This is a genomic window from Bradyrhizobium sp. DOA9, from assembly GCF_000617845.2.
In the GTDB taxonomy this organism is placed as follows: domain Bacteria; phylum Pseudomonadota; class Alphaproteobacteria; order Rhizobiales; family Xanthobacteraceae; genus Bradyrhizobium.
This window is the reverse complement of sequence record NZ_DF820425.1, coordinates 2,516,533-2,541,380: the sequence shown is the minus strand read 5'-3', so window position 1 is coordinate 2,541,380 and position 24,848 is coordinate 2,516,533. Positions and strand designations below refer to the sequence as shown.

The following is a 24,848-nucleotide window of genomic DNA, read 5'->3' as shown; positions in this document are numbered from 1 at the left end:
CGCCGGATAGATCGTGATCACGCCGTCTTCACGCCCGCAACGACGCCGCTGGGCTCCTCACTAAGCCAGCGATAGATCACCCCGCCGAGCGCGCCGCCGATCAGCGGCGCGACCCAGAACAGCCAGAGCTGCGACAGCGCCCAGCCGCCGACGAACAGCGCCGGGCCGGTGCTCCGCGCCGGATTCACCGAGGTGTTGGTGACGGGAATGCTGACGAGATGGATCATCACCAGCGCGAGCCCGATCGCGAGCGGCGCGAAACCCGCCGGGGCGCGGCCATGGGTCGCCCCCATGATGATGAACAGGAACATCATGGTCATCACCACTTCGGTGAGGAAGCACACGATCATGCTGTACTGGCCAGGCGAATGCGCGCCATAGCCGTTCGAGGCAAAGCCCTTGCCGACGTCGAAGCCGGGCGCCCCGCTGGCAATGACATAGAGCAACGATGCGGCGACGATCGCGCCCGCCACCTGGGCGACGATGTAAGGCAGGACCTGCCCCGCCGGAAAACGACCGCCGGCGGCGAGACCCACCGTGACAGCCGGGTTGAGATGGCAGCCGGAGATGTGGCCGATCGCGTAGGCCATGGTGACAACGCTCAACCCGAAGGCGAGGGACACGCCGACCAGCCCGATTCCGACCTGCGGGAAGCCGGCCGCGATCACCGCGCTTCCGCAGCCTGCGAATGTGAGCCAGAAGGTGCCGATGGCTTCGGCAGCGTATTTTTTGATGTCCATTGTGGTCCCCTCATTGCAAAGATTCCGGAACAAAGCTCCGGCGCGGCCCCGTCGCTGGCGCCAAACCGCCCAAATCGGGGCCGCATGGAGGTATTTTCGCCGCATTTAATGGCCGAACTTGGCCCGAAAATCCGCTTGGCCGGTGGACATCTCCGGTTTTGTCTGATACATCCGCGCGCTCAAGGTTAAGGGCTTGCGCGTTTCGCCATCCCCTTGGACTTACCAGAATTCAAATCCGATCCACCTGAAGAGGATGCCGCGTGCAGGTTCTCGTTCGCGATAACAATGTCGATCAAGCCCTCAAGGCGCTGAAGAAGAAGATGCAGCGCGAGGGAATTTTCCGCGAGATGAAGCTCCGCGGTCATTACGAGAAGCCCTCCGAGAAGAAGGCCCGCGAAAAGGCCGAAGCCGTGCGCCGCGCGCGCAAGCTCGCCCGCAAGAAGCTGCAGCGCGAAGGCCTGCTGCCGATGAAGCCGAAGCCGGTGTTCGGCGCCGGCCCGGGCGGTGATCGCGGCGGTCGTGGCGGCCCCGGTGCAGGTCCGCGCGGACCGCGCTGATCCGATTCAGCAAGAGTTCAGTTTTCGATGACGCGGGCCCCAGGCCCGCGTTATTGTTTTGAGGACTTGTCGGATCAAGCTCTAGCGCGAGCGAACCGTAGATGGCCTCCCCTTTCCCTCAGCGCGGCTTTGCGCGACGGCGCCGGATCTGGCAGCCGCCGCTCGCGGCGGCCTTGACGGGAATCGCGCTGTGCGGCTGCTCGTTCGATCTGGGATCGCTGATGCCGGAGAGGGAGAAGCCGCAGGAGGCGCCCAAGGCCGCCGCGCCGGCCGAGAGCGCGGTGAGCGCCGGCAACGTCACCGAAGCCCAGGCCCATACCGCGAAGGCCCAGTCCCTGGCGAAGTCAGGCGAGACCGCGGCAGCGCTCGACGAGTTCAATCGCGCAGTCAGCCTCGATCCCTACAATGCGCAGGCGCTCTATGGCCGCGCCCTGATCTACCAGGGCAAGAACCAGCACGACTTCGCGGTCGCCGATTTCAGCGCCGCCAGCGGTCTCAACCCGCAAAAGGCCGAGCCGCTGCTCGGCCGCGCCAACAGCTATCTCGCGCTCGGCAAGGTCAAGGAGGCCGCAGCCGATCTCGATGAAGCCTCCGAGGCCGATCCGCACAACGCCCAGATCTGGACCGCGCGCGGACAGGCCTATGAGCGGCTGGGCGACAAGGCCAAGGCGGCAGCGTCCTACACCAAGGCGGTCGCGCTTCGTCCACGCGACGAAGCGGCCCGCAGCGGTCTCGCCCGCGTCGGCGGCTGACGGCTCGGCGGAGCCTGAGCGGAGTTCTAATCGGGCGTGGCGCTCTTGGGCAGAACGGCGTTGAACATCGACTTCATGCCCGACAGCATCTCGTCGGCGACATTGGTCTTCTTCGGCCGCGGCAGGGCGGCGCCCGCATCGGCACGCAGGTCGAGCGGTGGCGCGATGACCGGCACGGGAATGTCGGCCGGCGGCGTCACCCGATTCGGATCGTCATTGCCGATCGAGGCCGTGTAGGGTGGATTGGAGCCCCCATTGCCATAGGCCTCCGGTGAGGGCGTCGAGACATTGATCGGCGGCGGCAGTGGACGGACCGGAGACGGCTCCACATTCACGACCCGCGGCGCCTCCGGCGCGCGGGCGGCATCCCGCACCGCAGGCTCAGCCGGCCGCTCGGCCGGCTTGGTATCCGAAGCGCGAGCCTCGGCCGGCTTGGCTTCCGACGATCTGGCCTCGGCAGCCTTGCCCTCAGCGGCCTTGCCTTCAGCAGCCTTGCCTTCAGCAGCCTTGCCTTCAGGCGACTTGCGCAGGCGCTCGATCGCAGCGCGCGCCAGATCGTTGGCGTCGGGGGCGGGCGAAGCCGCCGTCGGGGCCGAATTGGCCTCAACCACGGGAGCAGAGGTAGCCGGTGTGGATTTCGCCGCGGCCTTGTCGCGGGCAGAGGAACGGCCGCGCGGGCCGGTGTCGGCGGGGGTCACGTCTGCGGCCTTGGTCTCGGCGGCCGGCTGGTGATCGGCCGGTTTCTCGGCCGCCGCCTTGTCCGTCACACTCTTCTCCGAGATGCCCTTGGCCTTGACGCCGGGGGCGGGAAGGTTGGCGGTATCGGCCGGCTTGCCGTCGCTGCCGGTCTGGGCAGGCGCGGTCACGGCGGCTGGGGTGTCGGCGGCCGGCTTGGCGTTAATGTAATGATTGACGATGTAGGCCCCGATGATCGTCGCGAGCACCGAGGGGAAAATATCCATCGAAATTTTTGCGAGGTATTTCAGCATTCCGACCACACTCCCCGCGCGACCTGATGCGGGAACTTTAGGGCATTGTGAGGGATCAACTGCGACGGATCGATGGCAAACGGCGGCGCCAACCTACGGTTTCAGCTCGATTTCAAGGAACACGATCTCGGTTGAGGTTTCGTTAAGTACGTCATGCTGGACCCCGGCCTTGCGGAAATAGGATTTCCCGGCGGCAAGCTGCGCCTTGGACCTTTCGCCATTGGGCGCCACGATGGTCATCTCGCCGGCGACGACCGGAACGATCACATAGTCCATCCCATGGGTGTGGTGGCCGGTCGCGCTGCCGGGGGCAAGCCGCCATTCCGTCACCCGGACCTCCTCGTTGTCGACCTGAACCTCGGACTTGGCGGCAAGCATTGGGATCCCTCTAGGGCACGAAAACCATGAACACGTAGACGGCAAATACCACCATATGGACCAGTCCGAACAGGACATTGGTCCTGCCCGTACCGAAGGTCAGCATGCTCAGGAAGAAGGTCAGGAGCAAAAGTACGCTGCCCTGGGCGTTGAGGCCGAGCTCGAGCTCCTTGTCGAGCGCGTAGGTGGCGACGCCGACCGCCGGGATCGTCAGCCCGATGGTCGCCAGCGACGATCCCAGCGCGAGGTTGATGCTCTTCTGGAGGTCGTTCTTGCGGGCCGCCGACACGGCCGCGACGCCTTCCGGCATCAGGATCAGGAGCGCGACCAGAAGTCCGGTAAAGGCCGGCGGCGCGCCGATCTTGATCGCAACGGCGTCCACCACCAGCGAGAACTTCTTGGAGAGCAGCACGACCGCCAGCAGCGCGATCAACAGCAGCACCACCGTGAGCGCGAGTGCCGCGGCCGACAGGTGCGGCGACCCGCCCTCGCCGTCGGCACGTTCATGAACGAAGTAATCCCTGTGCAGGACGGTCTGGGTGTAGAGGAATACCCCGTACAGCGCGAGTGTGACCACGTCGACGAAGCCGAGCTGGACCGCCGAATAGACCGGGCCCGGCGTGGTGGTGGTGTAGTTCGGCAGGATCAGCGTGATGGTCGCGAGCGCGAACAGGACGCTGAGATAGACGTTGGCGCCGGAGAGCTGGAAGCCCTGCTCGCGATAGCGCAGGCCGCCGATGAAGATGCAGAGCCCGACGAGGCCGTTGCAGACGATCATGACCACGGCGAACACGGTGTCGCGCGCCAGTGCCGGGGCGGGCTTGTCGCCCAGCATGATCGTGGTGATCAGCGCGACCTCGATGATGGTCACCGACAGCGTCAGCACCAGCGTGCCGTAGGGTTCGCCGACCCGCTCCGCGATCACCTCGGCGTGATGAACCGCCGCGAACACCGTGCCGAACAGGATGACCAGAAGAACGATGGCGAAGACGAGCCCGCCGAACGACAGCGTGAACACGTAGTTCGTTGCGCTGACGACTGCGAACAACAGCAAGGCCAGCGCCGGAAAGATCCAGGCCGACCGGGGCATCTGATTGTGCGCGCTCATCCACCGCTTCCATTTGCTTGGATCAGCAGTAGCAAATCAGGCGCGAGATTCAATGCCAGTGCAGGATCGGTGCGAGCGGCAGCAACGTCAGCAGCACGAATAGCGGGATCAGCACCGCGCCTGCGCGCAGGAAATAGCCGAAGAAGCTCGGCATCTCGATGCCGTTCTCGCGGGCGATGCTGCTCACCATGAAGTTCGGTGCATTGCCGATATAGGTGAGCGCCCCCATGTAGACCGCTCCCATGGAGATCGAGGCGAGCGTGCCCGATAGCTGATGCATCAGCACCTGCGGGTCGCCGCCGGCGAGCTCGAAGAACAACAGATAGGTCGGCGCATTGTCGAGGAACGCAGACATCAGGCCGGTGAACCAGAAATAGACGACCTCACGCGGCGCGCCGTCCGGCGCCGTCACCGCCGACAGCAGCCAGGCGAACGCGCCGTGATGGCCCGCATTGAGCATGGCAATGACCGGGATGATGGCGACGAAAATGCCCGCGAAGAGTTTTGCGACCTCGCGGATCGGCTCCCAGGTGAAGCCGTTGGCCTGCCTGTGCTCGTCGGGAGTCAGCCACACCGACAGCGCCGCGATGGCCAGCAGCGCCAGATTGCGCGCAACGTCCTCCAGCTCCAGCTTGGTGCCGAAAATGTCGAAGGCAATGCCGGGCTTCCACATCGCCGAAACGAGCAGGCTGGCGACGATGGCCGCGATCAGCGCCAGATTGACGAGGCCACGGATGCGCAACGGCTCCCCACGGCCTGTGTCGGCGGGCGGCGGCTCGCTGCGAAAGCGCCAGACGTCGACGACGGCGAATATCCCGAGCAGCAGGACGGCGACGAGTGCGGTCTGCAACCAGATGGTCCGCGTGGTCCAGAAGAAGTCGACACCATGGAGGAAGCCGACGAAGAGCGGGGGATCGCCGAGCGGGCTCAGCGCGCCGCCGACATTGGCCACCAGGATGATGAAGAAGATGACGACATGGGCGTTGTGGCGCCGCGGCCGGTTGGCGCGGATCAAGGGACGGATCAGGATCATCGCGGCACCGGTGGTACCGACGATGCTGGCTCCTACCGTGCCGAGCGCAAGGATGCCGACATTCGTCGCGGGCGTCGCCCTGATGTCGCCGGTGATGAGGATGCCGCCGGCCACGACATAGAGCGAGAACAGCAGCACGATGAAGCCGAGATATTCGGTGAGCACGGCGTGAACGAGCGCCGCCAGCATCGCCGCGCCACCGGCAAAGACGACGAGCGCAGCAAGTGCCAGCAGCGACCAGGCAGCAGTGATCTTGCCATAGTGATGATGCCAGATCTTCGGGAACAGCAGCGGCCCCAGTGCGATCGACAACAACAGGCCGGCAAACGGCAGCGCGTAGGGCCAGCGCATCGCTGCGCCGTCGAAGCCTGTTGCAGCAAACGCATTCTGCGGCAAAAGCGTCAGGCAGACGACGGCGAGCGCGGATCCGCGGCGTGCAAACAAGCTGTCAACTGCCAATGAAATCTCTCGCCGTTTCGATCGCGCCGTATTGATCGAGATTGTCGTGCCCGCCGCCCTCCATGCGAACGAACCGCTTGGGCTCGCGGGCGAGTGCGAACAGACGCTCTCCGAAGACGATCGAAATGGCAAGGTCATTGGTGCCATGCATGACGAGCAGCGGCACCGTGACGCGCGACATGCGCTGGTCCGAATGGAACGGGTCGCGCATCAGAAGTCGGACCGGAACGAACCAGAACGACGACCCCGCAATGTCGGCCGTCGACGTATAGGGCGCCTCAAGGATGAGTTTTCCCATGCGATGCTCCGAGGCGAGCGCAACCGCGACGCCCGTTCCGAGCGAAAAGCCCCAGGCGACGATTCGTTCCGCCGCGTAGCGCGCGGTCGTGAACGCGTAGGCGGCTGCTGCGTCGCGCAGCAGGCCCTGCTCGCTCGGCATCCCGGTCGAGCCGCCATAGCCGCGATAGGACAGCGCAACGAGGCCGGTGCCGTCGGCGGTCATCGCCTTGAAACGGCTGACGCGGCCGGCGAGAAAATCGCCGTTGCCGTGGAAGTACAGGATCACCGAACGACCGGGCTTGGCCGGCACGTGCCAGACGATGACCTGCTCGCCGTCGGACGTGGTCAGGACGTGCTCTTCCGCCTCGGGCAGGCCTGCAGCATCAGGCGCGGTGCGGCCGACGGGCGGGATCGGAAACAGCATCTCGCGCTGGCGGACGTACAGCACGAGAAGACCGGCGAGATAGACGGTCACGAGCAGGATGGCGATCCACTTGACGATGGTCATCATGTGCGCGGCCGCCCCTCGGTTGTGGCTAGGGCTTGCAACGGCTCCGCAGCAATTTGATGACGTCGGGCCGCAGGCTCGCCGGAACGTCGCGACAGCCGCACGCTGCCTTGTGGGCAGCGTGCCAGGCGATGCGCTGCTCGCGCGTCGCCTTGGGCGGCATGCGATGGGACCGGTGCCATTCCCTGTTGATGGCCACGGCCTCCCGCGTTACATCGCCTTGACGATGTTCTCGGTGACCTTCTTGGCGTCGCCGAGCAGCATCATGGTGTTGTCGCGGTAGAACAGCGGGTTGTCGATGCCGGCATAGCCCGAGGCCAGCGAGCGCTTGATGAACATAACCGTGCCGGCCTTCCAGACCTGGAGCACCGGCATGCCGTAGATCGGCGAGGTCTTGTCCTCTTCGGCCGCCGGGTTGGTGACGTCGTTGGCGCCGATCACGAACGCGATGTCGGCCTGCGCGAACTCGGAGTTGATGTCCTCGAGCTCGAATACCTCGTCATAGGGCACGTTGGCTTCGGCCAGCAGCACGTTCATGTGGCCGGGCATGCGGCCGGCCACCGGGTGAATGGCGTATTTCACCTCGACGCCTTCCTTCTTCAGGATATCGGCCATTTCGCGCAGCGCGTGCTGGGCCTGCGCCACCGCCATGCCGTAACCGGGCACGATGATGACCTTGGAGGCGTTCTTCATGATGAAGGCCGCATCGTCCGCCGAGCCGAGCTTGGCGGGCTTCTGCTCGCCTGTCGCCCCGCCGGCCGCCGCGGTCTCGCCGCCGAAGCCGCCGAGGATGACCGAGATGAAGGACCGGTTCATCGCGTGGCACATGATGTAGGACAGGATCGCACCCGAGGAGCCGACCAGCGCGCCGGTGATGATCAGCGCGGAATTGCCGAGCGTGAAGCCGATGCCGGCGGCCGCCCAACCCGAATAGGAGTTCAGCATCGAGATCACGACCGGCATGTCGGCGCCGCCGATCGGGATGATCATGAGCACGCCGAGCACCAGCGCGATGATGGTGATCAACCAGAAATCGACCGCGCTGCCGGAGCGGACCAGGCCGACGATGAAGAATACCAGCGCCAGCGCCAGCGCGATGTTGATGGCGTGGCGGAACGGCAGGATGATCGGCGCCCCGCTCATGCGGGCGGACAGCTTCAGGAACGCGATCACCGAGCCGGTGAAGGTCAGCGCGCCGATGGCGACGCCGAGCGACATCTCGACCAGGCTGGCGGCATGGATGTTGCCGGGCGTTCCGATGTCGAAGGCCTCGGGCGCGTAGAACGCCCCGGCCGCGACGAGCACCGCGGCCATGCCGACCAGCGAGTGGAAGGCGGCGACCAGTTCCGGCATCGAGGTCATCGGCACGCGGCGCGCGATCACCGCGCCGATCGCAGCGCCGATCGCGATGCCGACGATGACGAGCAGCCAGGCAAGACCGTCCGCCGGCGGATGATTGGCGAGCGTGGTGGCGACGGCGATCGCCATGCCGATCATGCCGAACAGATTGCCCTGACGCGACGAAGCCGGGCTCGACAGCCCACGCAGCGACAGGATGAACAGCACTCCCGCCACGAGATACAAGAATGCAGAGAGGTTGGCGCTCATCTCAGGTCCCCATTGATCCCTTCAGCCCGAGGTGGCCGCTTACTTCGACTTCTTCTTGTACATCGCCAGCATGCGCTGGGTGACAAGGAAGCCCCCGAAGATATTGATGCAGGCAAAGATCAGCGCCACGAAGCCGAAGGCACGGGCCCAGCCCGAGCCGCTCGATACGTTGGCCACCCCGCCTGCGAGCAGCGCGCCGACCACGATCACCGAGGAGATCGCGTTGGTTACGCTCATCAGCGGCGTGTGCAGGGCCGGCGTCACCGACCACACCACGAAGTAGCCGACGAAGACGGCGAGGACGAAGATCGACAGCCGGAAGACGAAAGGGTCGACGACCTGTGCTGCATGCTCCATGGCGGGCCTCCTTTAAACCTTCGGCTGGAAGTTCGGGTGGATGACGGCGCCGTCCTTGGTCAGCGCCGTGGCCTTGACCAGTTCGTCGTCCCAGTTGACGGCGAGCTTCTTCTCCTTCTTGTCGACCATGGTCTCGATGAAGGAGAACAGATTGCGGGCATAGAGGCTGGAGGCCGAGGCCGCGACGCGGCCGGCGACGTTGGTGTAGCCGACGATCTTGATGCCATCGAGGTCGACGACCTCGCCGGCCTTGGCGCCCTCGACATTGCCACCGCGCTCCACGGCGAGATCGACCAGCACCGAACCCGGCTTCATCGACTTGACCATGTCGGCACTGACGAGTTTCGGCGCCGGGCGGCCCGGAATCAGCGCGGTGGTGATGACGATGTCCTGCTTCTTGATGTGCTCGGCGGTGAGCGCGGCCTGCTTGGCCTGGTATTCTTTCGACATTTCCTTGGCGTAGCCGCCGGCGGTCTGCGCGTTCTTGAACTCCTCGTCCTCGACGGCGAGGAATTTCGCGCCGAGCGATTCCACCTGCTCCTTGGTGGCGGGCCGCACGTCGGTCGCGGTCACGACCGCGCCGAGACGGCGCGCGGTCGCGATCGCCTGGAGGCCGGCGACGCCGACGCCCATCACGAACACCTTTGCGGCGGGCACGGTGCCGGCTGCGGTCATCATCATCGGAAAGGCGCGGCCGAAGGCCTCGGCGCCCTCGATCACGGCACGGTAGCCGGCGAGGTTGGCCTGCGAGGACAGCACGTCCATCACCTGCGCGCGGGTGATGCGCGGCATCAATTCCATCGCGAAGGCGGAAACGCCGGCGTCGGCCATCGTCTTCAGCGCGGCCTCGTTGCCGTAAGGGTCCATGATGGCGATGACGAGCGCGCCGCGCTTGTACTGCGCAAGCTCGGACGCCTCGGGACGCTTCACCTTGATGATGATGTCGGCGTCCTTGAGCGCGTCGGTGCTGACGGTGGCCCCGACCGCGGTGAATTCGGAATCCGGAAGGCCCGACTTGATGCCGGCGCCCGGCTCGACGGCGATCTCGGCGCCGAGCGCCTTGAACTTTTTCACCGTATCGGGCGAAGCGGCGACACGCGGCTCCGACGGATCGATTTCCTTGGCAACGGCGATCTTCATAGGCCCTCCGGCGACGCGGGACAAAGCGCGCACGCGAACTTAGCGTTACTCCCGCAACGTTGGATACCGGTTTTAGAACCGGCTTGAATGCAAATTTTGTGGGCACCGACAGCGCTGGCGGTGCGGCAGGCGATGGATCAGGTGAGGAAGATCGCCATCAGGATCACGATGAGCGCGACCGAGGCCGTGCCGTACTTCACCAGCTTGATGAAGCCCTCATAGGTCTGCTCGTGGGCAACGTAGTCGTTGCCGTCGGCGGTGGTGTACGCCACTTCGCTATGGTCAGCCATGGAATGTCCCCAGTCGAAACTCGAATTCTCGGGCTGGGATACCTGAAAGATTTAGACAGGGCAACGGCACCGAGGCGGGGTTTTCCCGCAAATCGGGTCATTTGGAATCCAGATTGTCGCGGATCCAGCGCGTCAGGCTCTCCTCGCTGACTTCACCGGCAGCGAGAGAGAGGATGATGATCGTTGCTTCCGCCGGATCGGGACTGAACGCCACGCCATTCTTGTGCAGCAAAATCATCATCGCCAAGAAGGCAATACGCTTGTTTCCATCCACAAACGCATAATTCTTCGCGAGCCCCACTGCATAGGCTGCGGCAAGCTCGTCCAACGGCGCCTGCTCGTAGCGCCATTTGTTGATCGGGCGATCGAGCGCCGACCGCAACATGCCTTCGTCACGCAGTCCAGGCGCGCCTCCGAAGCGTCGGAGTTGCCGCCCGTGAATGGCCACGGCCTGCTCGTAAGTGATCCAGAGCGGCTCCTGGGGATCGCTCATTGCATGGCCGACTATTTCGCAAGCGCCGCGAGCGTGTCGCGATACTTGTCCATCACCTCGTCGGCGATTTCCATCGTCCGCTCGAAGTCGGGATCGTAAGGCAGCAACTGAAAACCACCGCCGGGTAATTCCACGATGTGCAATTGCTGTCCGCGCTTGAGATCGAGCCGCTGCATCAATTCGCGGGGCAGCAATAGTCCGTCGGAATTGCCAATCTTCTTGATCTCGATCTTCATGGCATGGACTCCCGCGAGTTATACATATGTATAACATCGCCGAAGCCTTAGTTCAACAGATGTTTTACGTGCGCCCATCCCTAAGAGCGCCCGGGCACCTCACCCCATCGCCTCCAGCTCGTCGATCATGCCCGCGATGACACTGAGCCCGCCGTCCCAGAACTTCGGGTCCTTGGCGTCGAGCCCGAACGGACGCAGCAGCTCGGAATAGTGCTTGGTGCCGCCGGCAGCGAGCATGTCGAGATAGCGCTCGGCAAAACCCTCGTTCGCATTCTCGTAGACTGCATAGAGCGAGTTCACGAGACAGTCGCCGAACGCATAGGCGTAGACGTAGAACGGCGAGTGGATGAAATGCGGGATGTACATCCAGTAATTCTCGTAGCCCGCCTTGATCTCGATCGCCGGCCCGAGGCTCTCGCCCTGCACCGACAGCCAGATCTCGCCGAGCCGCGTCGCAGTGAGCTCGCCGTTCTTGCGCTCGGTGTGGACGGCGCGCTCGAAGGAGTAGAACGCGATCTGCCGCACCACGGTGTTGATCATGTCCTCGACCTTGCCGGCGAGCAGCGCCTGGCGCTGCTTCGCGTTCTTGGTCTGGGCCAGCAGCCGCTTGAAGGTGAGCATCTCGCCGAACACGCTCGCGGTCTCCGCCAGCGTCAGCGGCGTCGGCGCCATCAGCGCGCCATTCCTTGCCGCGAGCACCTGATGGACACCATGGCCGAGCTCATGCGCGAGCGTCATTACGTCGCGCGGCTTGCCCTGGTAGTTCATGAGCACGTAAGGGTGCGCCGACGGCGTGGTCGGATGCGAGAACGCCCCCGGCACCTTGCCGGGCCGCACCGGCGCGTCGATCCAGCGGTCGGTGAAGAAGCGCTCGGCGATATCGGCCATTTTGGGCGAGAAGCCGCGATAGGCCGTCAGCACCATACTGCGCGCCTCCGGCCAGGCGATGACGTCGGTCGCCGCAAAAGGCAGCGGCGCGTTGCGGTCCCAATAGGCCAGCCGCTTCTTGCCGAACCATTTCGCCTTCAGCGCATAGTAGCGATGCGACAGTTTCGGATAGGCTGCGCGCACCGAGGCGACCAGCGCGTCGACGACCTCGCGCTCGACACGGTTGTTCAGATGGCGGGAATCCGCGACGTCCTTGAAGCCCCGCCAGCGGTCGGAGATGTCCTTGTCCTTGGCGAGCGTGTTGGTGATCAGCGCAAAGGTGCGCTCGTTGGCCTTGAAGGTCTTGGCCAGCGCCTCCGCCGCGCTCTTGCGCTTGGAGCCGTCGCGGTCCTGCAACAGGTTGAGTGTCGGCTCGATCGCGAGCTCCTTGGAGCCGACCTTGAAGCGCAGGCTGGAGATGGTCTGGTCGAACAGCCGGTTAAAGGCGGAATAGCCGGTCTGCGCCTTCTCCAGGAAGAGCTGCTCGAGCTTGTCGTCGAGCTGGTACGGCTTCTCCTTGCGCAGATCCTCGATCCAGGGACGGTAGTACGCGAGCTCGGCGGCCTGCATCGCGCGATTCAAAATATCGTCATCGATCCGGTTGAGCTCGAGCGCGAAGAACAACAGATGCGTGGACGCCGCCGTCAGGCGTTCGGACACATCGCCGTAAAACTTTGAAATTGCAGGGTCCACGCTGTCGCCGGCATGGACGAGGCCGGCATAGGAGCCGAGACGGCCGGCGAGATCGTCGATCGCCTCATAGCGTCGCACCGCCTCGGCGAGCCATTTTCCGCCATCTTCGTTTGCTGTCCCTGTCGCCAGCTTGCCCTTGTAGTCCGTCTCGAAGGCGACGCAGTCGGCATCCATCTTCTCGAGATCGCGCGCCACTTCCGGCGCGTCGATCCCGGAATAGAGGTCGGCCAGGTTCCACTCTGGAAGCTTGCCGGTCTTGCTCGCAGCTCTGGAGGGCCTTGCCTTGGCGGCGGATTTTTTGGGGCTTGGCTTGCGGAGAGCGGGCTTGCCGGGAGCGGACCTCTTGAGAGCGGTCTTGTTCAAGGCAGACTTGTTCGAGGCAGACTTTTTCAAGGCAGATTTGGAGCGCGAATTCATTGTGTGGGAAACCTGTGTTCAGCAATCGCGGCGGCGGGCGGGGGCATCAAGGTTTAAGCGTGCGTTAATCGGCTTCGGCCAGAGTGCCCCGATTCGAGACAGAGATAGTAGTAGCGTGCGGGGAACACCATGGCTGCCAGTATTTTGATCGCCGACGACGACGCTGTAGCCCGCCGGCTGGTCGAGAACATGGTGCAGAAATGCGGCTATGAGACGGTCGTCGTGGACTCCGGCGATGCCGCAATTGCCGCCCTCACCGCCCCCGACGGACCGGCCATCGACGCGGTCATCCTCGATCTCGTGATGCCCGGCCTCGACGGCATGGGCGTATTGGCGAAGATCCGCGAAGCCGGCCTGAGTGTCCCCGTCATCGTGCAGACCGCCCATGGCGGCATCGACAACGTGATCTCCGCGATGCGCGCGGGCGCGGCCGATTTCGTCGTCAAGCCGGTCGGCGTCGAGCGGCTCCAGGTCTCGCTTCGCAACGCCCTCAACACCTCCGCACTCAAGGGCGAATTGCAGCGCATCCGTCACAGCCGCGAAGGACGGCTCACCTTCGCCGATATCATCACCCGCTCCGAAGCGATGGCTGGCGTGATGCGCGCCGCCCAGAAGGCGGCAAACTCCGCAATTCCCGTGTTGATCGAGGGCGAGTCCGGCGTCGGCAAGGAGATGTTCGCGCGCGCCATCCATGGCAGCGGCGAGCGCAAGGCCAAGCCGTTCGTCGCGGTCAATTGCGGCGCGATTCCCGACAACCTCGTCGAGTCCATCCTGTTCGGCCATGAGAAGGGCGCCTTCACCGGCGCCACCGAGCGGCATACGGGCAAGTTCGTCGAGGCCCATGGCGGCACGCTGTTTCTGGACGAGGTCAGCGAGCTGCCGCTGGCGGCGCAAGTGAAGCTGCTGCGCGCGCTCCAGGAAGGGGCGGTCGAGGCGGTCGGCGGCCGCAAGCCGGTCAAGGTCGACGTCCGCATCATCTCGGCCACCAATCGCAAGCTGCTGGAGCGGGTCAAGCAGGGACATTTCCGCGAAGACCTGTTTTATCGGCTGCACGTGCTGCCGCTGACGATCCCCTCGCTGCGCGCGCGGCGTGAGGACATCCCGCATCTGCTCAGGCATTTCATCGCGCGCTTCGCCGCCGAGGAGAACCGCCCGATCACCGGGATCAGCGGCGAGGCGGTGGCCCACCTTGCCCAGCTCGACTGGCCTGGCAACATCCGCCAGCTCGAGAACGCGGTCTATCGCGCCGTGGTGATGAGCGATGGGGACCAGCTCGGTCTCGGCGACTTCCCCCTGCTCGCCTCGCAGCCGCATCCCGCCACGGATATTCCGACCGCCCCGTTGATGCTCGAGCCGGCGGCGACGCCTTCACTGGTATCAGGTAATGAAATACCCATCGCTCCGCTCCCCCTGGTGGGGACGCTCTCCCTGCTCACTGCGACCGGCGATGTCCGCCCGCTGGAAGAGATGGAGAACGAGATCATCCGTTTCGCAATCTCGCATTATCGCGGCCAGATGTCCGAAGTGGCCCGCCGCCTCAAAATCGGCCGCTCGACGCTCTACCGCAAGCTCGACGAGGCCGGGGTTCCAGGGCATGGCGGCAAAAGCGGCGAGGAGACGCACTGATCCCAGCGGGAACGGGGGAGCACACCGCGGTGCGAGACCGCGCTAAGCCGTTCGCATGACGCTGCAATTCGACTGCGATTTGAACCGTGACTTGGAAGTGACAGACAGAGGGAAAAGCGCGTGGCAGAAGCGTACAATCCGTTGCCAAGAGGCTCCCTTGAAGTCAGTTTGTCGTGAGTTGTCCCGGGTAGCGCTGGCTGCAAAATCGGGGCCTGTATATCGTCTGCGTCAGAATCGTTGCGTGCAGGCGTGCAACTTTCGAGAGGCCGGCGCGGTTTAGCCGAAACTCATCAATGGCGACAACGAAGCTGTTCCACGAGGAACAGTTCACCCGAGGGGTGCGACACAATGCGTGACTGTTTGAACCATCGTGTGGGCTTTGACCGTGTCTTGATGACGGTCGCGGCGACCTTCCTCACGGTGTCGGCCAGCTCGGCCCTGGCGCAGGATCTGCCGCGCAGCAGCGCCGCCGAACTCGCGATCGAAGCTGCGATCCCGCGCCCCGAGCCTGCAAACGTCCCGCCCCCGACTGCAGCCGACATCAAGCTCGACACCACCGCCACGGTGCGGGATTCCACGAAGGACGACGCGAGGGACTCCGCCAAGGCGGACACAGCGCCGGCGCCGGACAAGGTCGAGACCAAGCCGTCCGACGTTGCCACCACACCCGCGCCGGAAGCGCCGAAGAGCGAGACTGCGAAGACCGAGCCGGCAAAGGCCGAGCCTGCTTCTCCGGCGATGCCGACCACTGCAACGGCTCCCGCCGCAGAACCGGTGAAGACCGCAAGCAACGTGCCCGCCGCCGACCAGCCGGTCGCGGACAGGCTCAAGGACATGATCGGCGCCAAGACCTCGCGCCATTTCGATCGCAAGAACGAGCGCGCGGCCGTCGAGAAGTTTTACGGCGCGCGCGATTTCGCGCCGGTCTGGACGCAAGGCGGCAACCTGACCGCTGCGGCCAAGGGCGTGATCGCGCGGCTCAAGGACGCCGCCTCCGACGGCCTCAATCCGGCCGATTATCCGGTGCCGGATTTCGCTGCCGCCACCACGCCCGATGCGCTAGCCGATGCCGAGCTCAAGCTCACCGCCGGCATGTTCGACTATGCGCGCCACGCCCAGAGCGGCCGCATGCATTGGTCGCAGGTCAGCGGCGACATCCTCTATCCCGAGCATCCGGTCGACCCCGGCGAGGTGCTCGCCAAGGTCACGACCGCGACCGACGCCTCCGCGGCGCTCGACAGCTACAACCCGCCGCACAAGCTCTACAAGGAGCTGAAGGCCAAGCTCGCCGAGCTGCGCGGCCAGGGCAGCGGTCCGGTGATCGAGATCGCCGACGGCCCTGCGCTGAAATACACCCCGGCCGGCAAGAAGCAGGCCGAGATCGTCGTGGAAGATCCGCGCGTGCCGCAACTGCGCGCCAAGCTCGGCCTCGCCGAGAATGCCAGCGACACCCGCTACGACGCGGCAGTCGCCGAAGCCGTGCGCAAATTCCAGACCGGCGCCGAGATGAAGGCGACCGGCATCCTCGACGACAAGACGGTCAAGGCGCTCAACACTCCCAAGCGCGACAAGCAGATCGACGTGGTGCTGGTGAACATGGAGCGCTGGCGCTGGCTGCCGCGCGACCTCGGCGCGCCGTCGCTGGGCGATGCCTATGTCATCCTCAACATTCCGGACTTCACGCTGAAGGTGATGCAGCGCGGCCAGCAGGTCTGGACCACCCGCGTCGTGACCGGCAAGCCGGGCTCCCATGCGACCCCGCTGCTCACCGAGACGATGAAGTACATCACGGTCAATCCGACCTGGAACGTGCCGCCGTCGATCGTCTACAACGAATATCTGCCGGCCTTGCAGCAGGACCCGACCGTGCTTCAGCGCATGGGCCTCAGGCTGGAGCAGAACCGCGACGGTTCGGTGCACATCTCGCAGCCGCCCGGCGAAGCCAACGCGCTCGGCCGCATCCGCTTCAACTTCCCGAACAAGTTCCTGGTCTATCAGCACGACACGCCGGACAAGCACCTGTTCGCCAGGGACGAGCGCGCCTTCAGCCACGGCTGCATGCGGGTGCAGAATCCGGATCAGTACGCCTCCGTTCTGCTCAACATCGTCATGCCGAACGAGAAGTACACGCCGGAGCGCGTGCGCAGCATGTACGGCAAGAGCGAGATCGACCTGAAATTCCCGACCCCGATCCCGGTCAACATCACCTATCAGACTGCGTTCGTGGACGAGGCCGGCAAGCTGCAATTCCGCAAGGACGTCTATGGCCGCGACGCGACCATGATCAACATCCTGAAGAACAACCGCGGCAAGGACCTCGAGGCTGTCGTGGCGCATTCCCAGCCGAGCTATTCGCGTCCGGCGACGACGCTGCCCTCGGGCGTGGCGGTGGCCAATAACGGCGGAGGCTTCGGCTCGTCGGGGCCAAACTTCTTCGAGCGGCTGTTCGGGGCGCCGACCCAGGCCGCGCCGCCGGCGCCGGTCGGCCGTCGTACGCAACAGCAGCGGGTGTTTACCCGCTGACGCCCGTTCGGCGCCTCGTTCCTGAGATTCTGCAAGGATATCAGCGACCCCGTCCCCAGGATGGGGTCGCTGAACGTTAACCATGCTGCGAGCTGCGATGGGGCGGCGGGCGTTTTTTTGCCACAGTCAACCGCTTAGGATTGTAGCCTGACTTGGTTTGGGGGCGGGAAGGTCAACCTCAAATTAACCTTCTCGCTTTAAGAAAGCGTTCACCCTCTTTCGCGCTGCTACGGGGTTGGCGGGAGAGTCCATTTGAACGCTCGTCGACTGGGTGGGCTCATACGTGCTGACTGGTCTCGCACGCCAACTTGCTGTGCTGTCGTTGTCCCATGCGGGCGTGAAGGCCGGATCCCGGATCGGCCTCGCGGCTGCATTGCTGCTCGCGGCCGCCGGTTCGGTTCATGACGCCGCCGCGCTGAACGAGACCAAGACGCTCTCCTTCCATCACACCCATTCCGGCGAAGACCTCACCGTCACCTTCAAGCGCGACGGTCGCTACGACGAAGCGGCGCTGAAGCAGCTCAACCACTTCCTGCGCGACTGGCGCACCCAGGAGCAGACGGTCATGGACCGCCGCCTGTTCGACATCCTCTGGGAAGTCTATCGCGACGTCGACGGCAAGCAGCCGATCCAGATCATCTCCTCCTATCGCTCCCCGGCCACCAACGCCATGCTCCGGCGCCGCTCCTCCGGCGTGGCGCGCGCCAGCCAACACATGCTGGGACATGCGATGGACTTCTACATCCCGGGTGTGCCGCTGGAGCAGATCCGCTTTGCCGGTTTGCGCCTGCAGCGGGGCGGCGTCGGCTTCTATCCGACCTCCGGCTCGCCCTTCGTGCACCTCGACACCGGCAGCGTCCGGCACTGGCCGCGCATGACGCATGACCAGCTCGCACGCGTGTTCCCGGACGGCAAGACGGTGCATCTGCCGACCGACGGCGTGCCGCTCAAGAACTATGAGCTCGCCAAGGCCGAGATCGAGCGTCGCGGCAGCGGCGACGATGCCGGCAGCAAGCCGAATTTCTTTGCTGCGCTGTTCAGGAGCAAGCCGGCAGCTCCGCCCGCCGGCGACGAGGATGACGAGGGCGCACCCGCCCCGGCCGCGAAGCCGTCGGCACCGACCGTCGTCGCAGCCGCCGCCAAGCCCGCCGAGCCGGTTCCGACGCCGCGCGCCAAGCCGCAGGTCCTCCAGCTCGCCTCGGCCGATGCGCAGATCGTCGCGGCGCCGAAGCCAAAGCCCGCGCCCGTGGCTGACAAGCCCGCTTCCGGCAAGCCGGAGACCCCGGCCGACATCATCAATGCGCGCGGCTTCTGGGACGACGTTCCGGCGACGCCGCAGCAGGCGACGCCGGCGCAGGTCGCAGCGCTGAAGGCGCGCCAGGCCCTGGCCGCGGCCACCGATCCGCAACCCACCGCGAGCGTGTCCAACGCGGCCCTCCAAGCCCTGGCTTTCGCGCCGGCGGCCTCCCCGGTCGACCGCGCCAATGTCGTCGCCGCCTCCGCGCCGATCCCGCGCACCGCCCGCCCCCGCAGCGTGGCCCAGGCGACGGAGATCAACACGGTGGTCGGCAAGAGCATCGACGGCAGGATCGCAACCGCCACCCGCCTCTCCGCGGCCAAGGGCGAGAGCATCTGGCTCAAGATCGTGATGCTGTCGCCGAGCGCCAGCCACGCGATGTCGGTGACGCTGATGGGCGAGCTCGATACCGCGGCGCTGCGCGGCTATTTCGTCAAGCCGAACGCCGTGATCGCGATGGGCTTCTCCGAGGACCCGATGCAGGGCCTGTCCTGCGACAATTTCTCGGGCAGCGCGACCGCAAAACTCGAGACGACGTCGTTCGTCATGCGCACCGCCGCGCTGCGCTGAGTCCTGGATACCAGCAAAGCTCCCTCTGTTCGTCCTTGCCCCGGGTCGATCAAGCCGGCAAGCCAGCCGCGATGAGGCCGGCCTCGTGGCGCTGCCGGTCGGGCTCGCGCTTGTAGTGCAGCGTCGCAAGATAAGCTGCCACCGAGAAGCCCGGCTCGCGCTTCAAGACCTCCGCGGCGTGAGCGCCGGCCGCGATCGCGTTCTTCATCTGCGCGAATGTCGCCGCCAGGAAGGCGTGATGGGTATAGTCGGGGCGCGTAATCCTTGAAAATGCCTCGACGGCCTCGGCGTATTTCTCCGCGCAATAATAAGCGCGGCCGAGATGGCTCCAGAAGCGCTCGGGATGATAGGGGTTGAGACGCATCGCTTTCCTGATCCAGTCGATGCCTTCCTCCGGCAGGCCGAGCCAGGTCAGAAGCTCTCCCTGCTGCACGACCACCAGGTCGTAGTTCGGATTGAGGGCGAGTGCACGCTCCTGATGATAGGTGGCCTTCTCGTAGTCGTGTCGCGTCAGATTGAGCGCGGCGAGAATTCGGTGCACGTCCGCGTCGTTGTCGTCGAGCGCCAACGCAATTTCCAGCTCGGAAGCCACCTGCTCGAAGGTCGCCTCGCGGTCGGCGCACCAGCCATAGATCCAGCACTGGCCGAGCACGCATGCCTTCCAGGCATGAGCGTGGGCATAGTTCGGATCCATGGCCAGCGCGCGATTGAGCAGCGTCTGCGCCTGAGCGTTGTCGTCGCGGGTCGAGCGATGATGCAGGAGCTTTGCGGCCAGCACGCATTCGTAAGCGGGCATATTGTCGGTCGGCTTGCGCTTGGTGCGGTCGTGCGTTGCGGCTTCCACCCGACCCGGCAACGTCGCCACGATCGCGCGGGTCATCTCGTCCTGGATGGCGAAGATATCCCGGAGCTCGCGGTCGTAGCGTTCGGCCCAGATATGGCGGTCGGTCTCTGCATCGATCAGCTGCACGGTGACGCGGACGCGCTCCCCGGCCTTGCGAACGCTGCCTTCGATGACGTAGTCGACCCCGAACTCGCGGCCGATGTCCTGCACCTTTACGGCCTTGCCCTTGTAGACGAACGTCGAGTTGCGGGAGATGACGAGCAGGTCGTGGAAGCGTGAAAGCTCGGTGATGATGTCCTCGGTGAGACCGTCGGCGAAGAACTCCTGCTCCGGATCGCCGCTCATATTGGCGAACGGCAGCACGGCGATGGACGGCTTCTTCGAAACACCCGGCTGCGTCAGAGCACGACTGGACCCGTCAGGCAGGCTTGCAGGCCCCTCCGCCAGCCGGATGCGGAAGATGCGGATGGGACGGGCGATGTTCTTGACGCTCTGTTCACCGAGATCGTCGAACTGAACGCCGTCCAGCCGGTCGCCGACCTGATCGCGCACCGCGCCGGAGACGCAGATTCCTCCAGGCTCGGCGAGCGTCTCCAGCCGTGCCGCGACGTTGACGCCATCGCCGAAGATGTCGTTCTGATCGACGATGACGTCGCCGAGATTGATGCCGATGCGGAATTGGATCCACCGCGGCGGCGGGACGTCGGCGTTGCGCCGCGCCATGCGGCGCTGAACCTCGGCCGCACACAGCACGGCATCGACGACGCTGTGGAATTCCGCGAGCATGCCGTCGCCGGTCGTCTTGATGATACGGCCGCGATTCTTGGCAATGGCGGGATCGATGAGCTCGACGCGATGGGTCTTGAGACGCGCAAGCGTGCCGGCCTCGTCGACCTCCATCAGCCGGCTGAAGCCGACCATGTCGGCGGCGAGAACCGCGGCAAGCCTGCGCTCTGGTCCCGGCACATCCATCGCTCGGTCCCTTCACCGAGCAATCTAGCAGATGCCGAGATGTTGCCCAAGCTTGGTGCGCTGCAACGCGGACGGGGCGAGGTCCTCAGAGCATCCCCAGCGCCTGCATGTAGGTCTCGAGAATGGTCTCGGCCTCGGCGCGCTCGTTGGGGTCCTGCTTGCGCAGGCGCACGATGGTGCGCAGCGCCTTGACGTCGTAGCCGTTGCCCTTGCTCTCGGCATAGACGTCGCGGATGTCGTCGGAGATCGCCTTCTTCTCTTCCTCCAGCCGCTCGATGCGCTCGATGATGGATTTGAGCTGGTCCTTGGCAAATTTCGTCGCGGGCTCGTCGTCGCGGACGGCGGCGGAGGTGGCCATCTTGGTACTCCCAATGGAACTGGCAAAACGAGGTGACGCCGGCATCCACCGCGCGTGCTGGGTAGACCCTTAGGATCGGCGCTCCCAGCGTTCAAGCAAGCATCGCGCTCGTCCACAGCGCGCCCACACCTTCCTGCACTGATGCAAAGAAAGCTGTTGTGTGGTGCGACTCAGGGCTCGGCCGTTCAATGCCCGTGGGGATGGACCTTCTTCATCGCCTCGAGTTGCTCGGACGTGGCCGTGCCCTGGTGCTTCGCCTTCCAGGTCTCGTAGGGCATGCCGTAGACGGCCTCCCGGCTCTCGTCCTTGCTCAAGGCGACGCCCTGGGCGTCCGCGGCGTCCTTCAGCCAGTTGGAGAGGCAGTTGCGGCAGAAACCGGCCAAATTCATCAGGTCGATGTTCTGGACGTCCGTCCGGCTCCGCAAATGATCAACCAGGCGCCGGAAAGCGGCCGCCTCGAGCTCCGTTCTGGTTTTGTCGTCGATGGCCATGGCTGTCGTCCCTAACCCGTCCCGATGGAAGTCACCCTTAGGGGATCAGGTGGGTGTTGTCACAGATTTTGCCATATCGCGGCGCAAAGGGGCACAGCCCGGCTGACCCCGGCCCAACGCCAAATCGTCAATGATCTGGTATAGCTTCCGCGACAATGACGACCGAATCTTCCCGCTTCCCGCTTCGTCTGCTTGCCCGGTTGGTCCCGGTGCTGGCGGTCGCCCTGCTGTGCCTCGCCGCCAGCCCCGCCTCCGCCGATTTCCGCCTCTGCAACAACACGTCGAGCCGGGTCGGGATTGCGCTCGGCTACAAGGACGCCGAGGGCTGGACCACCGAGGGCTGGTGGAACATTTCGTCCCGCTCCTGCGAGACGCTGCTGCGGGGCACGCTGGTCGCCCGCTATTACTACATCTACGCCATCGACTACGACCGCGGCGGCGAATGGTCGGGCCAGGCCTTCATGTGCTCCCGCGACAAGGAGTTCACCATCCGCGGCACCGAGGATTGCCTGGCGCGCGGCTATGACCGCACCGGCTATTTCGAGGTCGACACCGGCGAGCAGCGGGCCTGGACGGTGCAGCTGACCGACGCCAACGAACAGCCGGCGCAACAACGCGTGCCTGGCCTGCCCGGCCCGGTGGGCCCGGGCGGCGTTCCGGGTTTGCCCAATAGCCCGCCCGGTGCTACGCCCCCGGGCTCGCCCGGCCTGCCACCCCCGCCTGGAAATAAGCCATGAGGCGTCTTCGCCGTATCAAGATTCTCGCGACCCTGGGACCGGCCTCTTCAGACCTCGCGATGATCCGCCGCCTGTTCGAGGCCGGCGCCGACCTGTTCCGCATCAACATGAGCCACACCCCGCATGACAAGATGCGGGAGCTGGTGGCGACGATCCGCAACGTCGAGTCTAGCTACGGCCGGCCGATCGGCATCCTGGTCGACCTGCAGGGCCCGAAGCTGAGACTGGGCTCCTTTGCCGAAGGGGCGATCCAGCTCCAGAACGGCCAGACCTTCACGCTGGATTCCGACAAGGCGCCGGGCGATGCCACGCGCGTCCATCTCCCGCATCCGGAGATCCTGGCCGCGCTCAGGCCCGGCCATGCGCTGCTGCTCGACGACGGCAAGGTACGGCTGATCGCGGAGGAGACCTCCAAGCAGCATGCCGTGACGCGCGTCGTCGTCGGCGGCAGGATGAGCGACCGCAAGGGCGTCAGCCTGCCCGACACCGATTTGCCGGTCTCGGCGATGACGCCCAAGGACCGCGCCGATCTCGAGGCGGCCCTGGTCACCGGCGTCGACTGGATCGCGCTGTCCTTCGTGCAGCGCGCCGACGACGTGATCGAAGCCAAGAAGATGATCCGCGGCCGCGCCGCCGTGATGGCCAAGATCGAGAAGCCGCAGGCGATCGACCGCCTCGCCGACATCATCGAGGCCTCCGATGCGCTGATGGTGGCGCGCGGCGACCTCGGCGTCGAGCTGCCGCTGGAGCGGGTGCCGAGCCTGCAGAAGCAGATGACGCGGATGGCGCGCCGCGCCGGCAAGCCGGTGGTGATCGCGACCCAGATGCTGGAATCGATGATCCAGTCTCCGGTGCCGACGCGCGCCGAAGTCTCCGACGTCGCCACCGCGGTCTATGAGGGCGCCGATGCCATCATGCTGTCGGCGGAATCGGCGGCCGGCAAATTCCCGGTCGAGGCGGTCTCGACCATGAACCGGATCGGCGAGGAGGTCGAGCGCGACCCGACCTATCGTTCGGTGATCATGGCGCAGCGTCCGGCGCCGGAATCCACCGCGGGCGATGCCATCGCCGACGCCGCCCGGCAGATCGCCGAGACGCTCGATTTGCCGGCCTTGATCTGCTGGACCTCGTCGGGCTCGACCGCCGTGCGCGTGGCGCGCGAGCGGCCGAAGCCGCCGATCGTGGCGATCACGCCGAACATCACCGCCGGCCGACGGCTCGCGGTGACCTGGGGCGTGCATTGCGTGGTGGCGGAGGACGCGCGCGACCAGGACGACATGGTCAGCCGCGCCGGCCAGATCGCGTTCCGCGACGGCTTCGTCCGCGCCGGTCAGCGCGTCATCATCGTCGCCGGCGTGCCGCTCGGCATTCCCGGCACCACCAACATGGTGCGCATCGCCTCGGTCGGTCCCGAGGGCGACGCCAACATGTAGCCCCGCCGGGGGCGGCCAAACAAAAAGTCGAAAAACAACCCCATGCACAGTAGCCGGCCCGCTCGGCCGGATTTGCGGGGGTTTTGCGAAAAGACCCGCTCGGGCAACGGCCTGAGCGCGATCACCTCGCCACCTCGCCCGCGGCGCGCTTTTTCTTACGCGCCGACCAGCGCCTTGGTCGTCGGCAGCAGCGTCTGCTGCACCACGAGACCACGGGCGCGGGCGTCCATGACGCCGACGGCGCGCAGCGCCAGCAACGTCACGGTCTGCACCGCATCGCGCATCTTGACGGGATCATCGAGATTGTCGGGCGCGAGCGGGCCGACCAGAGCCTCGTGCAGCGCGCCGAGCAAGGCGGTGGCGGCGAGCGCGGTGTCCTGTGCCGGCAGATGGCCGGCGCGCACTGCAGCGTCGATCCGGCCAGCGATCTCGCCGGCGATCTCGCGCCGGCTGGCAAGGCGGGAGGCGCTGACATCGACATCGACCGGCTCGGCCAGGATGCCCCAGGCCAGCCGGCGCTGCGACAGCGTATGGACCGCCACGGTGGTGACCGCGGCGGCCAGCGCCGAGGACGGCCCCGGCGCGGCATCGGCCGCCCTTCGGATCGCCGCGAGCTCATCGCGGGAGACTTCGGCAATGAGCTCGGAGATCAGCTCTGCCTTGGAGGGGAAATAGCGGTAGACCGTGCCGGCCGCGACATTGGCCCGGACCGCGACCGGCGCGATCTGCACCGCCGCCATCCCGCCTTCCGCCGCCGCCTCCCGCGCTGCCGCCAAAATCGCGCTGCGCCGCGCCGCAAGGCGCTTCACCACTTGATGCGTCCGCCGATAAACCATGGCGCGCTTCCTGTCCCACCACGCCGGCCGCACGCCCTGCGGCCGAACGTTTCTCACGCAAAAAGATGCAAATCGCCCCGCAAGGACTGAACAACTATTCAGAGTGAATGACAAGATGCAAATGCGTGAAGCGTCATGGTGAGCGGACGGGGGCGCCAAGGCTGCGTTGGGCGGCATCTCTGTCGAGGCCGCCTCCA

The 24,848-nt window shown here is 65.5% G+C and carries 24 protein-coding genes; 7 read left to right on the top strand and 17 right to left on the bottom strand.

Annotation, left to right across the window (positions count from 1 at the left end; all coding sequences use genetic code 11):
* Positions 1–17: 17 nt before the first annotated feature.
* The gene (aqpZ, locus tag BDOA9_RS11825; RefSeq protein WP_025034147.1) at positions 18–740 is read right to left on the bottom strand and encodes an aquaporin Z; all 723 of its coding nucleotides are present in this window, start codon (positions 738–740) and stop codon (positions 18–20) included.
* 260 nt (positions 741–1,000) lie between these two features.
* Between aqpZ and rpsU the strand changes: the two genes are divergently transcribed.
* Together rpsU and BDOA9_RS11815 are read left to right on the top strand one after the other, a co-directional pair.
* Positions 1,001–1,297: a 30S ribosomal protein S21 gene (rpsU, locus tag BDOA9_RS11820; protein ID WP_008546194.1), complete on the top strand. Its 297-nt coding sequence runs from the start codon at positions 1,001–1,003 to the stop codon at positions 1,295–1,297.
* 101 nt (positions 1,298–1,398) lie between these two features.
* Complete coding sequence (locus BDOA9_RS11815; RefSeq protein WP_025034146.1) at positions 1,399–2,049, top strand: tetratricopeptide repeat protein; 651 nt, start codon at positions 1,399–1,401, stop codon at positions 2,047–2,049.
* Positions 2,050–2,075: 26 nt separating this feature from the next.
* Here BDOA9_RS11815 and BDOA9_RS11810 read toward each other — a convergent pair whose 3' ends face one another.
* The 12 genes from BDOA9_RS11810 to BDOA9_RS11755 form a co-directional block, all read right to left on the bottom strand.
* Positions 2,076–3,038: a hypothetical protein gene (locus tag BDOA9_RS11810; RefSeq protein WP_025034145.1), complete on the bottom strand. Its 963-nt coding sequence runs from the start codon at positions 3,036–3,038 to the stop codon at positions 2,076–2,078.
* A 93-nt stretch (positions 3,039–3,131) separates the two neighbouring features.
* Positions 3,132–3,416: a cupin domain-containing protein gene (locus BDOA9_RS11805; protein WP_025034144.1), complete on the bottom strand. Its 285-nt coding sequence runs from the start codon at positions 3,414–3,416 to the stop codon at positions 3,132–3,134.
* Positions 3,417–3,426: 10 nt separating this feature from the next.
* A complete protein-coding gene (locus BDOA9_RS11800) occupies positions 3,427–4,524 on the bottom strand; it encodes a calcium:proton antiporter (protein WP_025034143.1) in 1,098 nt (365 codons plus the stop codon).
* A gap of 49 nt (positions 4,525–4,573) precedes the next feature.
* Positions 4,574–5,908, bottom strand: coding sequence for a sodium:proton antiporter (locus tag BDOA9_RS11795; protein ID WP_025034142.1), 1,335 nt, complete (start codon positions 5,906–5,908; stop codon positions 4,574–4,576).
* Between the two features lie 97 nt (positions 5,909–6,005).
* On the bottom strand, positions 6,006–6,803 hold the full coding sequence (locus BDOA9_RS11790; protein WP_025034141.1) for an alpha/beta hydrolase: 798 nt from the start codon (positions 6,801–6,803) through the stop codon (positions 6,006–6,008).
* Positions 6,804–7,013: 210 nt separating this feature from the next.
* Positions 7,014–8,411 (bottom strand): NAD(P)(+) transhydrogenase (Re/Si-specific) subunit beta, encoded by a 1,398-nt coding sequence (locus BDOA9_RS11785; RefSeq protein ID WP_025034140.1) that lies wholly within the window; start codon positions 8,409–8,411, stop codon positions 7,014–7,016.
* A gap of 39 nt (positions 8,412–8,450) precedes the next feature.
* On the bottom strand, positions 8,451–8,768 hold the full coding sequence (locus BDOA9_RS11780) for a proton-translocating transhydrogenase family protein (protein WP_025034139.1): 318 nt from the start codon (positions 8,766–8,768) through the stop codon (positions 8,451–8,453).
* A 12-nt stretch (positions 8,769–8,780) separates the two neighbouring features.
* Positions 8,781–9,908 carry a Re/Si-specific NAD(P)(+) transhydrogenase subunit alpha gene (locus BDOA9_RS11775; RefSeq protein WP_025034138.1) on the bottom strand — a complete coding sequence of 376 codons (1,128 nt, stop codon included), beginning with the start codon at positions 9,906–9,908 and terminating at the stop codon, positions 8,781–8,783.
* Between the two features lie 137 nt (positions 9,909–10,045).
* Positions 10,046–10,198 carry an aa3-type cytochrome c oxidase subunit IV gene (locus tag BDOA9_RS11770; RefSeq protein WP_008136857.1) on the bottom strand — a complete coding sequence of 51 codons (153 nt, stop codon included), beginning with the start codon at positions 10,196–10,198 and terminating at the stop codon, positions 10,046–10,048.
* Positions 10,199–10,295: 97 nt separating this feature from the next.
* Positions 10,296–10,691 (bottom strand): type II toxin-antitoxin system death-on-curing family toxin, encoded by a 396-nt coding sequence (locus BDOA9_RS11765; protein ID WP_025034137.1) that lies wholly within the window; start codon positions 10,689–10,691, stop codon positions 10,296–10,298.
* A gap of 11 nt (positions 10,692–10,702) precedes the next feature.
* Entirely contained in the window at positions 10,703–10,927 is a 225-nt protein-coding gene (locus BDOA9_RS11760) for an AbrB family transcriptional regulator (RefSeq protein ID WP_018641564.1), read from the bottom strand.
* A gap of 99 nt (positions 10,928–11,026) precedes the next feature.
* On the bottom strand, positions 11,027–12,964 hold the full coding sequence (locus tag BDOA9_RS11755) for a M3 family oligoendopeptidase (RefSeq protein WP_025034136.1): 1,938 nt from the start codon (positions 12,962–12,964) through the stop codon (positions 11,027–11,029).
* Between the two features lie 129 nt (positions 12,965–13,093).
* Here BDOA9_RS11755 and BDOA9_RS11750 point away from each other — a divergent pair, with 129 nt between their 5' ends.
* The 3 genes from BDOA9_RS11750 (at position 13,094) to BDOA9_RS11740 (ending at position 18,980) form a co-directional block, all read left to right on the top strand.
* Positions 13,094–14,590, top strand: a complete 1,497-nt coding sequence (locus tag BDOA9_RS11750; protein ID WP_025034135.1) for a sigma-54-dependent transcriptional regulator — start codon at positions 13,094–13,096, stop codon at positions 14,588–14,590.
* Positions 14,591–14,938: 348 nt separating this feature from the next.
* Complete coding sequence (locus tag BDOA9_RS11745) at positions 14,939–17,113, top strand: L,D-transpeptidase family protein (protein ID WP_025034134.1); 2,175 nt, start codon at positions 14,939–14,941, stop codon at positions 17,111–17,113.
* A 271-nt stretch (positions 17,114–17,384) separates the two neighbouring features.
* Complete coding sequence (locus BDOA9_RS11740; RefSeq protein WP_025034133.1) at positions 17,385–18,980, top strand: DUF882 domain-containing protein; 1,596 nt, start codon at positions 17,385–17,387, stop codon at positions 18,978–18,980.
* A 49-nt stretch (positions 18,981–19,029) separates the two neighbouring features.
* Here the strand turns inward: BDOA9_RS11740 and BDOA9_RS11735 are convergent, their stop codons facing one another.
* The 3 genes from BDOA9_RS11735 to BDOA9_RS11725 all read right to left on the bottom strand — a co-directional run bounded on the left by BDOA9_RS11735 (position 19,030) and on the right by BDOA9_RS11725 (position 21,645).
* Positions 19,030–20,796 (bottom strand): adenylate/guanylate cyclase domain-containing protein, encoded by a 1,767-nt coding sequence (locus tag BDOA9_RS11735; RefSeq protein WP_025034132.1) that lies wholly within the window; start codon positions 20,794–20,796, stop codon positions 19,030–19,032.
* 85 nt (positions 20,797–20,881) lie between these two features.
* The gene (locus BDOA9_RS11730; protein WP_018641571.1) at positions 20,882–21,154 is read right to left on the bottom strand and encodes a DUF2312 domain-containing protein; all 273 of its coding nucleotides are present in this window, start codon (positions 21,152–21,154) and stop codon (positions 20,882–20,884) included.
* Between the two features lie 185 nt (positions 21,155–21,339).
* On the bottom strand, positions 21,340–21,645 hold the full coding sequence (locus BDOA9_RS11725) for a DUF1244 domain-containing protein (protein WP_025034131.1): 306 nt from the start codon (positions 21,643–21,645) through the stop codon (positions 21,340–21,342).
* Positions 21,646–21,800: 155 nt separating this feature from the next.
* Between BDOA9_RS11725 and BDOA9_RS11720 the strand changes: the two genes are divergently transcribed.
* A complete protein-coding gene (locus BDOA9_RS11720) occupies positions 21,801–22,382 on the top strand; it encodes a DUF1036 domain-containing protein (RefSeq protein WP_025034130.1) in 582 nt (193 codons plus the stop codon).
* The gene (gene pyk, locus BDOA9_RS11715) at positions 22,379–23,815 is read left to right on the top strand and encodes a pyruvate kinase (RefSeq protein WP_025034129.1); all 1,437 of its coding nucleotides are present in this window, start codon (positions 22,379–22,381) and stop codon (positions 23,813–23,815) included. The genes BDOA9_RS11720 and pyk overlap by 4 nt, the downstream gene beginning before the upstream one ends.
* 155 nt (positions 23,816–23,970) lie before the next feature.
* Here the strand turns inward: pyk and BDOA9_RS11710 are convergent, their stop codons facing one another.
* A complete protein-coding gene (locus BDOA9_RS11710; protein ID WP_025034128.1) occupies positions 23,971–24,651 on the bottom strand; it encodes a TetR/AcrR family transcriptional regulator in 681 nt (226 codons plus the stop codon).
* Positions 24,652–24,848 lie beyond the last annotated feature (197 nt).

What these genes read in the sequence shown, in the direction of transcription:
- BDOA9_RS11790 (WP_025034141.1), bottom strand. Translation starts at nt 6,803, where the DNA reads ATGACCATCGTCAAGTGGATCGCCATCCTGCTCGTGACCGTCTATCTC.
- BDOA9_RS11810 (WP_025034145.1), bottom strand. Translation starts at nt 3,038, where the DNA reads ATGCTGAAATACCTCGCAAAAATTTCGATGGATATTTTCCCCTCGGTG.
- BDOA9_RS11750 (WP_025034135.1), top strand. Translation starts at nt 13,094, where the DNA reads ATGGCTGCCAGTATTTTGATCGCCGACGACGACGCTGTAGCCCGCCGG.
- BDOA9_RS11775 (WP_025034138.1), bottom strand. Translation starts at nt 9,908, where the DNA reads ATGAAGATCGCCGTTGCCAAGGAAATCGATCCGTCGGAGCCGCGTGTC.
- BDOA9_RS11735 (WP_025034132.1), bottom strand. Translation starts at nt 20,796, where the DNA reads ATGGATGTGCCGGGACCAGAGCGCAGGCTTGCCGCGGTTCTCGCCGCC.
- BDOA9_RS11770 (WP_008136857.1), bottom strand. Translation starts at nt 10,198, where the DNA reads ATGGCTGACCATAGCGAAGTGGCGTACACCACCGCCGACGGCAACGAC.
- BDOA9_RS11785 (WP_025034140.1), bottom strand. Translation starts at nt 8,411, where the DNA reads ATGAGCGCCAACCTCTCTGCATTCTTGTATCTCGTGGCGGGAGTGCTG.
- BDOA9_RS11765 (WP_025034137.1), bottom strand. Translation starts at nt 10,691, where the DNA reads ATGAGCGATCCCCAGGAGCCGCTCTGGATCACTTACGAGCAGGCCGTG.
- BDOA9_RS11725 (WP_025034131.1), bottom strand. Translation starts at nt 21,645, where the DNA reads ATGGCCATCGACGACAAAACCAGAACGGAGCTCGAGGCGGCCGCTTTC.
- BDOA9_RS11760 (WP_018641564.1), bottom strand. Translation starts at nt 10,927, where the DNA reads ATGAAGATCGAGATCAAGAAGATTGGCAATTCCGACGGACTATTGCTG.
- BDOA9_RS11730 (WP_018641571.1), bottom strand. Translation starts at nt 21,154, where the DNA reads ATGGCCACCTCCGCCGCCGTCCGCGACGACGAGCCCGCGACGAAATTT.
- BDOA9_RS11800 (WP_025034143.1), bottom strand. Translation starts at nt 4,524, where the DNA reads ATGAGCGCGCACAATCAGATGCCCCGGTCGGCCTGGATCTTTCCGGCG.
- pyk (WP_025034129.1), top strand. Translation starts at nt 22,379, where the DNA reads ATGAGGCGTCTTCGCCGTATCAAGATTCTCGCGACCCTGGGACCGGCC.
- BDOA9_RS11780 (WP_025034139.1), bottom strand. Translation starts at nt 8,768, where the DNA reads ATGGAGCATGCAGCACAGGTCGTCGACCCTTTCGTCTTCCGGCTGTCG.
- BDOA9_RS11805 (WP_025034144.1), bottom strand. Translation starts at nt 3,416, where the DNA reads ATGCTTGCCGCCAAGTCCGAGGTTCAGGTCGACAACGAGGAGGTCCGG.
- BDOA9_RS11815 (WP_025034146.1), top strand. Translation starts at nt 1,399, where the DNA reads ATGGCCTCCCCTTTCCCTCAGCGCGGCTTTGCGCGACGGCGCCGGATC.
- aqpZ (WP_025034147.1), bottom strand. Translation starts at nt 740, where the DNA reads ATGGACATCAAAAAATACGCTGCCGAAGCCATCGGCACCTTCTGGCTC.
- BDOA9_RS11745 (WP_025034134.1), top strand. Translation starts at nt 14,939, where the DNA reads ATGCGTGACTGTTTGAACCATCGTGTGGGCTTTGACCGTGTCTTGATG.
- BDOA9_RS11755 (WP_025034136.1), bottom strand. Translation starts at nt 12,964, where the DNA reads ATGAATTCGCGCTCCAAATCTGCCTTGAAAAAGTCTGCCTCGAACAAG.
- BDOA9_RS11795 (WP_025034142.1), bottom strand. Translation starts at nt 5,908, where the DNA reads ATGCGCTGGCCCTACGCGCTGCCGTTTGCCGGCCTGTTGTTGTCGATC.
- BDOA9_RS11720 (WP_025034130.1), top strand. Translation starts at nt 21,801, where the DNA reads ATGACGACCGAATCTTCCCGCTTCCCGCTTCGTCTGCTTGCCCGGTTG.
- BDOA9_RS11710 (WP_025034128.1), bottom strand. Translation starts at nt 24,651, where the DNA reads ATGGTTTATCGGCGGACGCATCAAGTGGTGAAGCGCCTTGCGGCGCGG.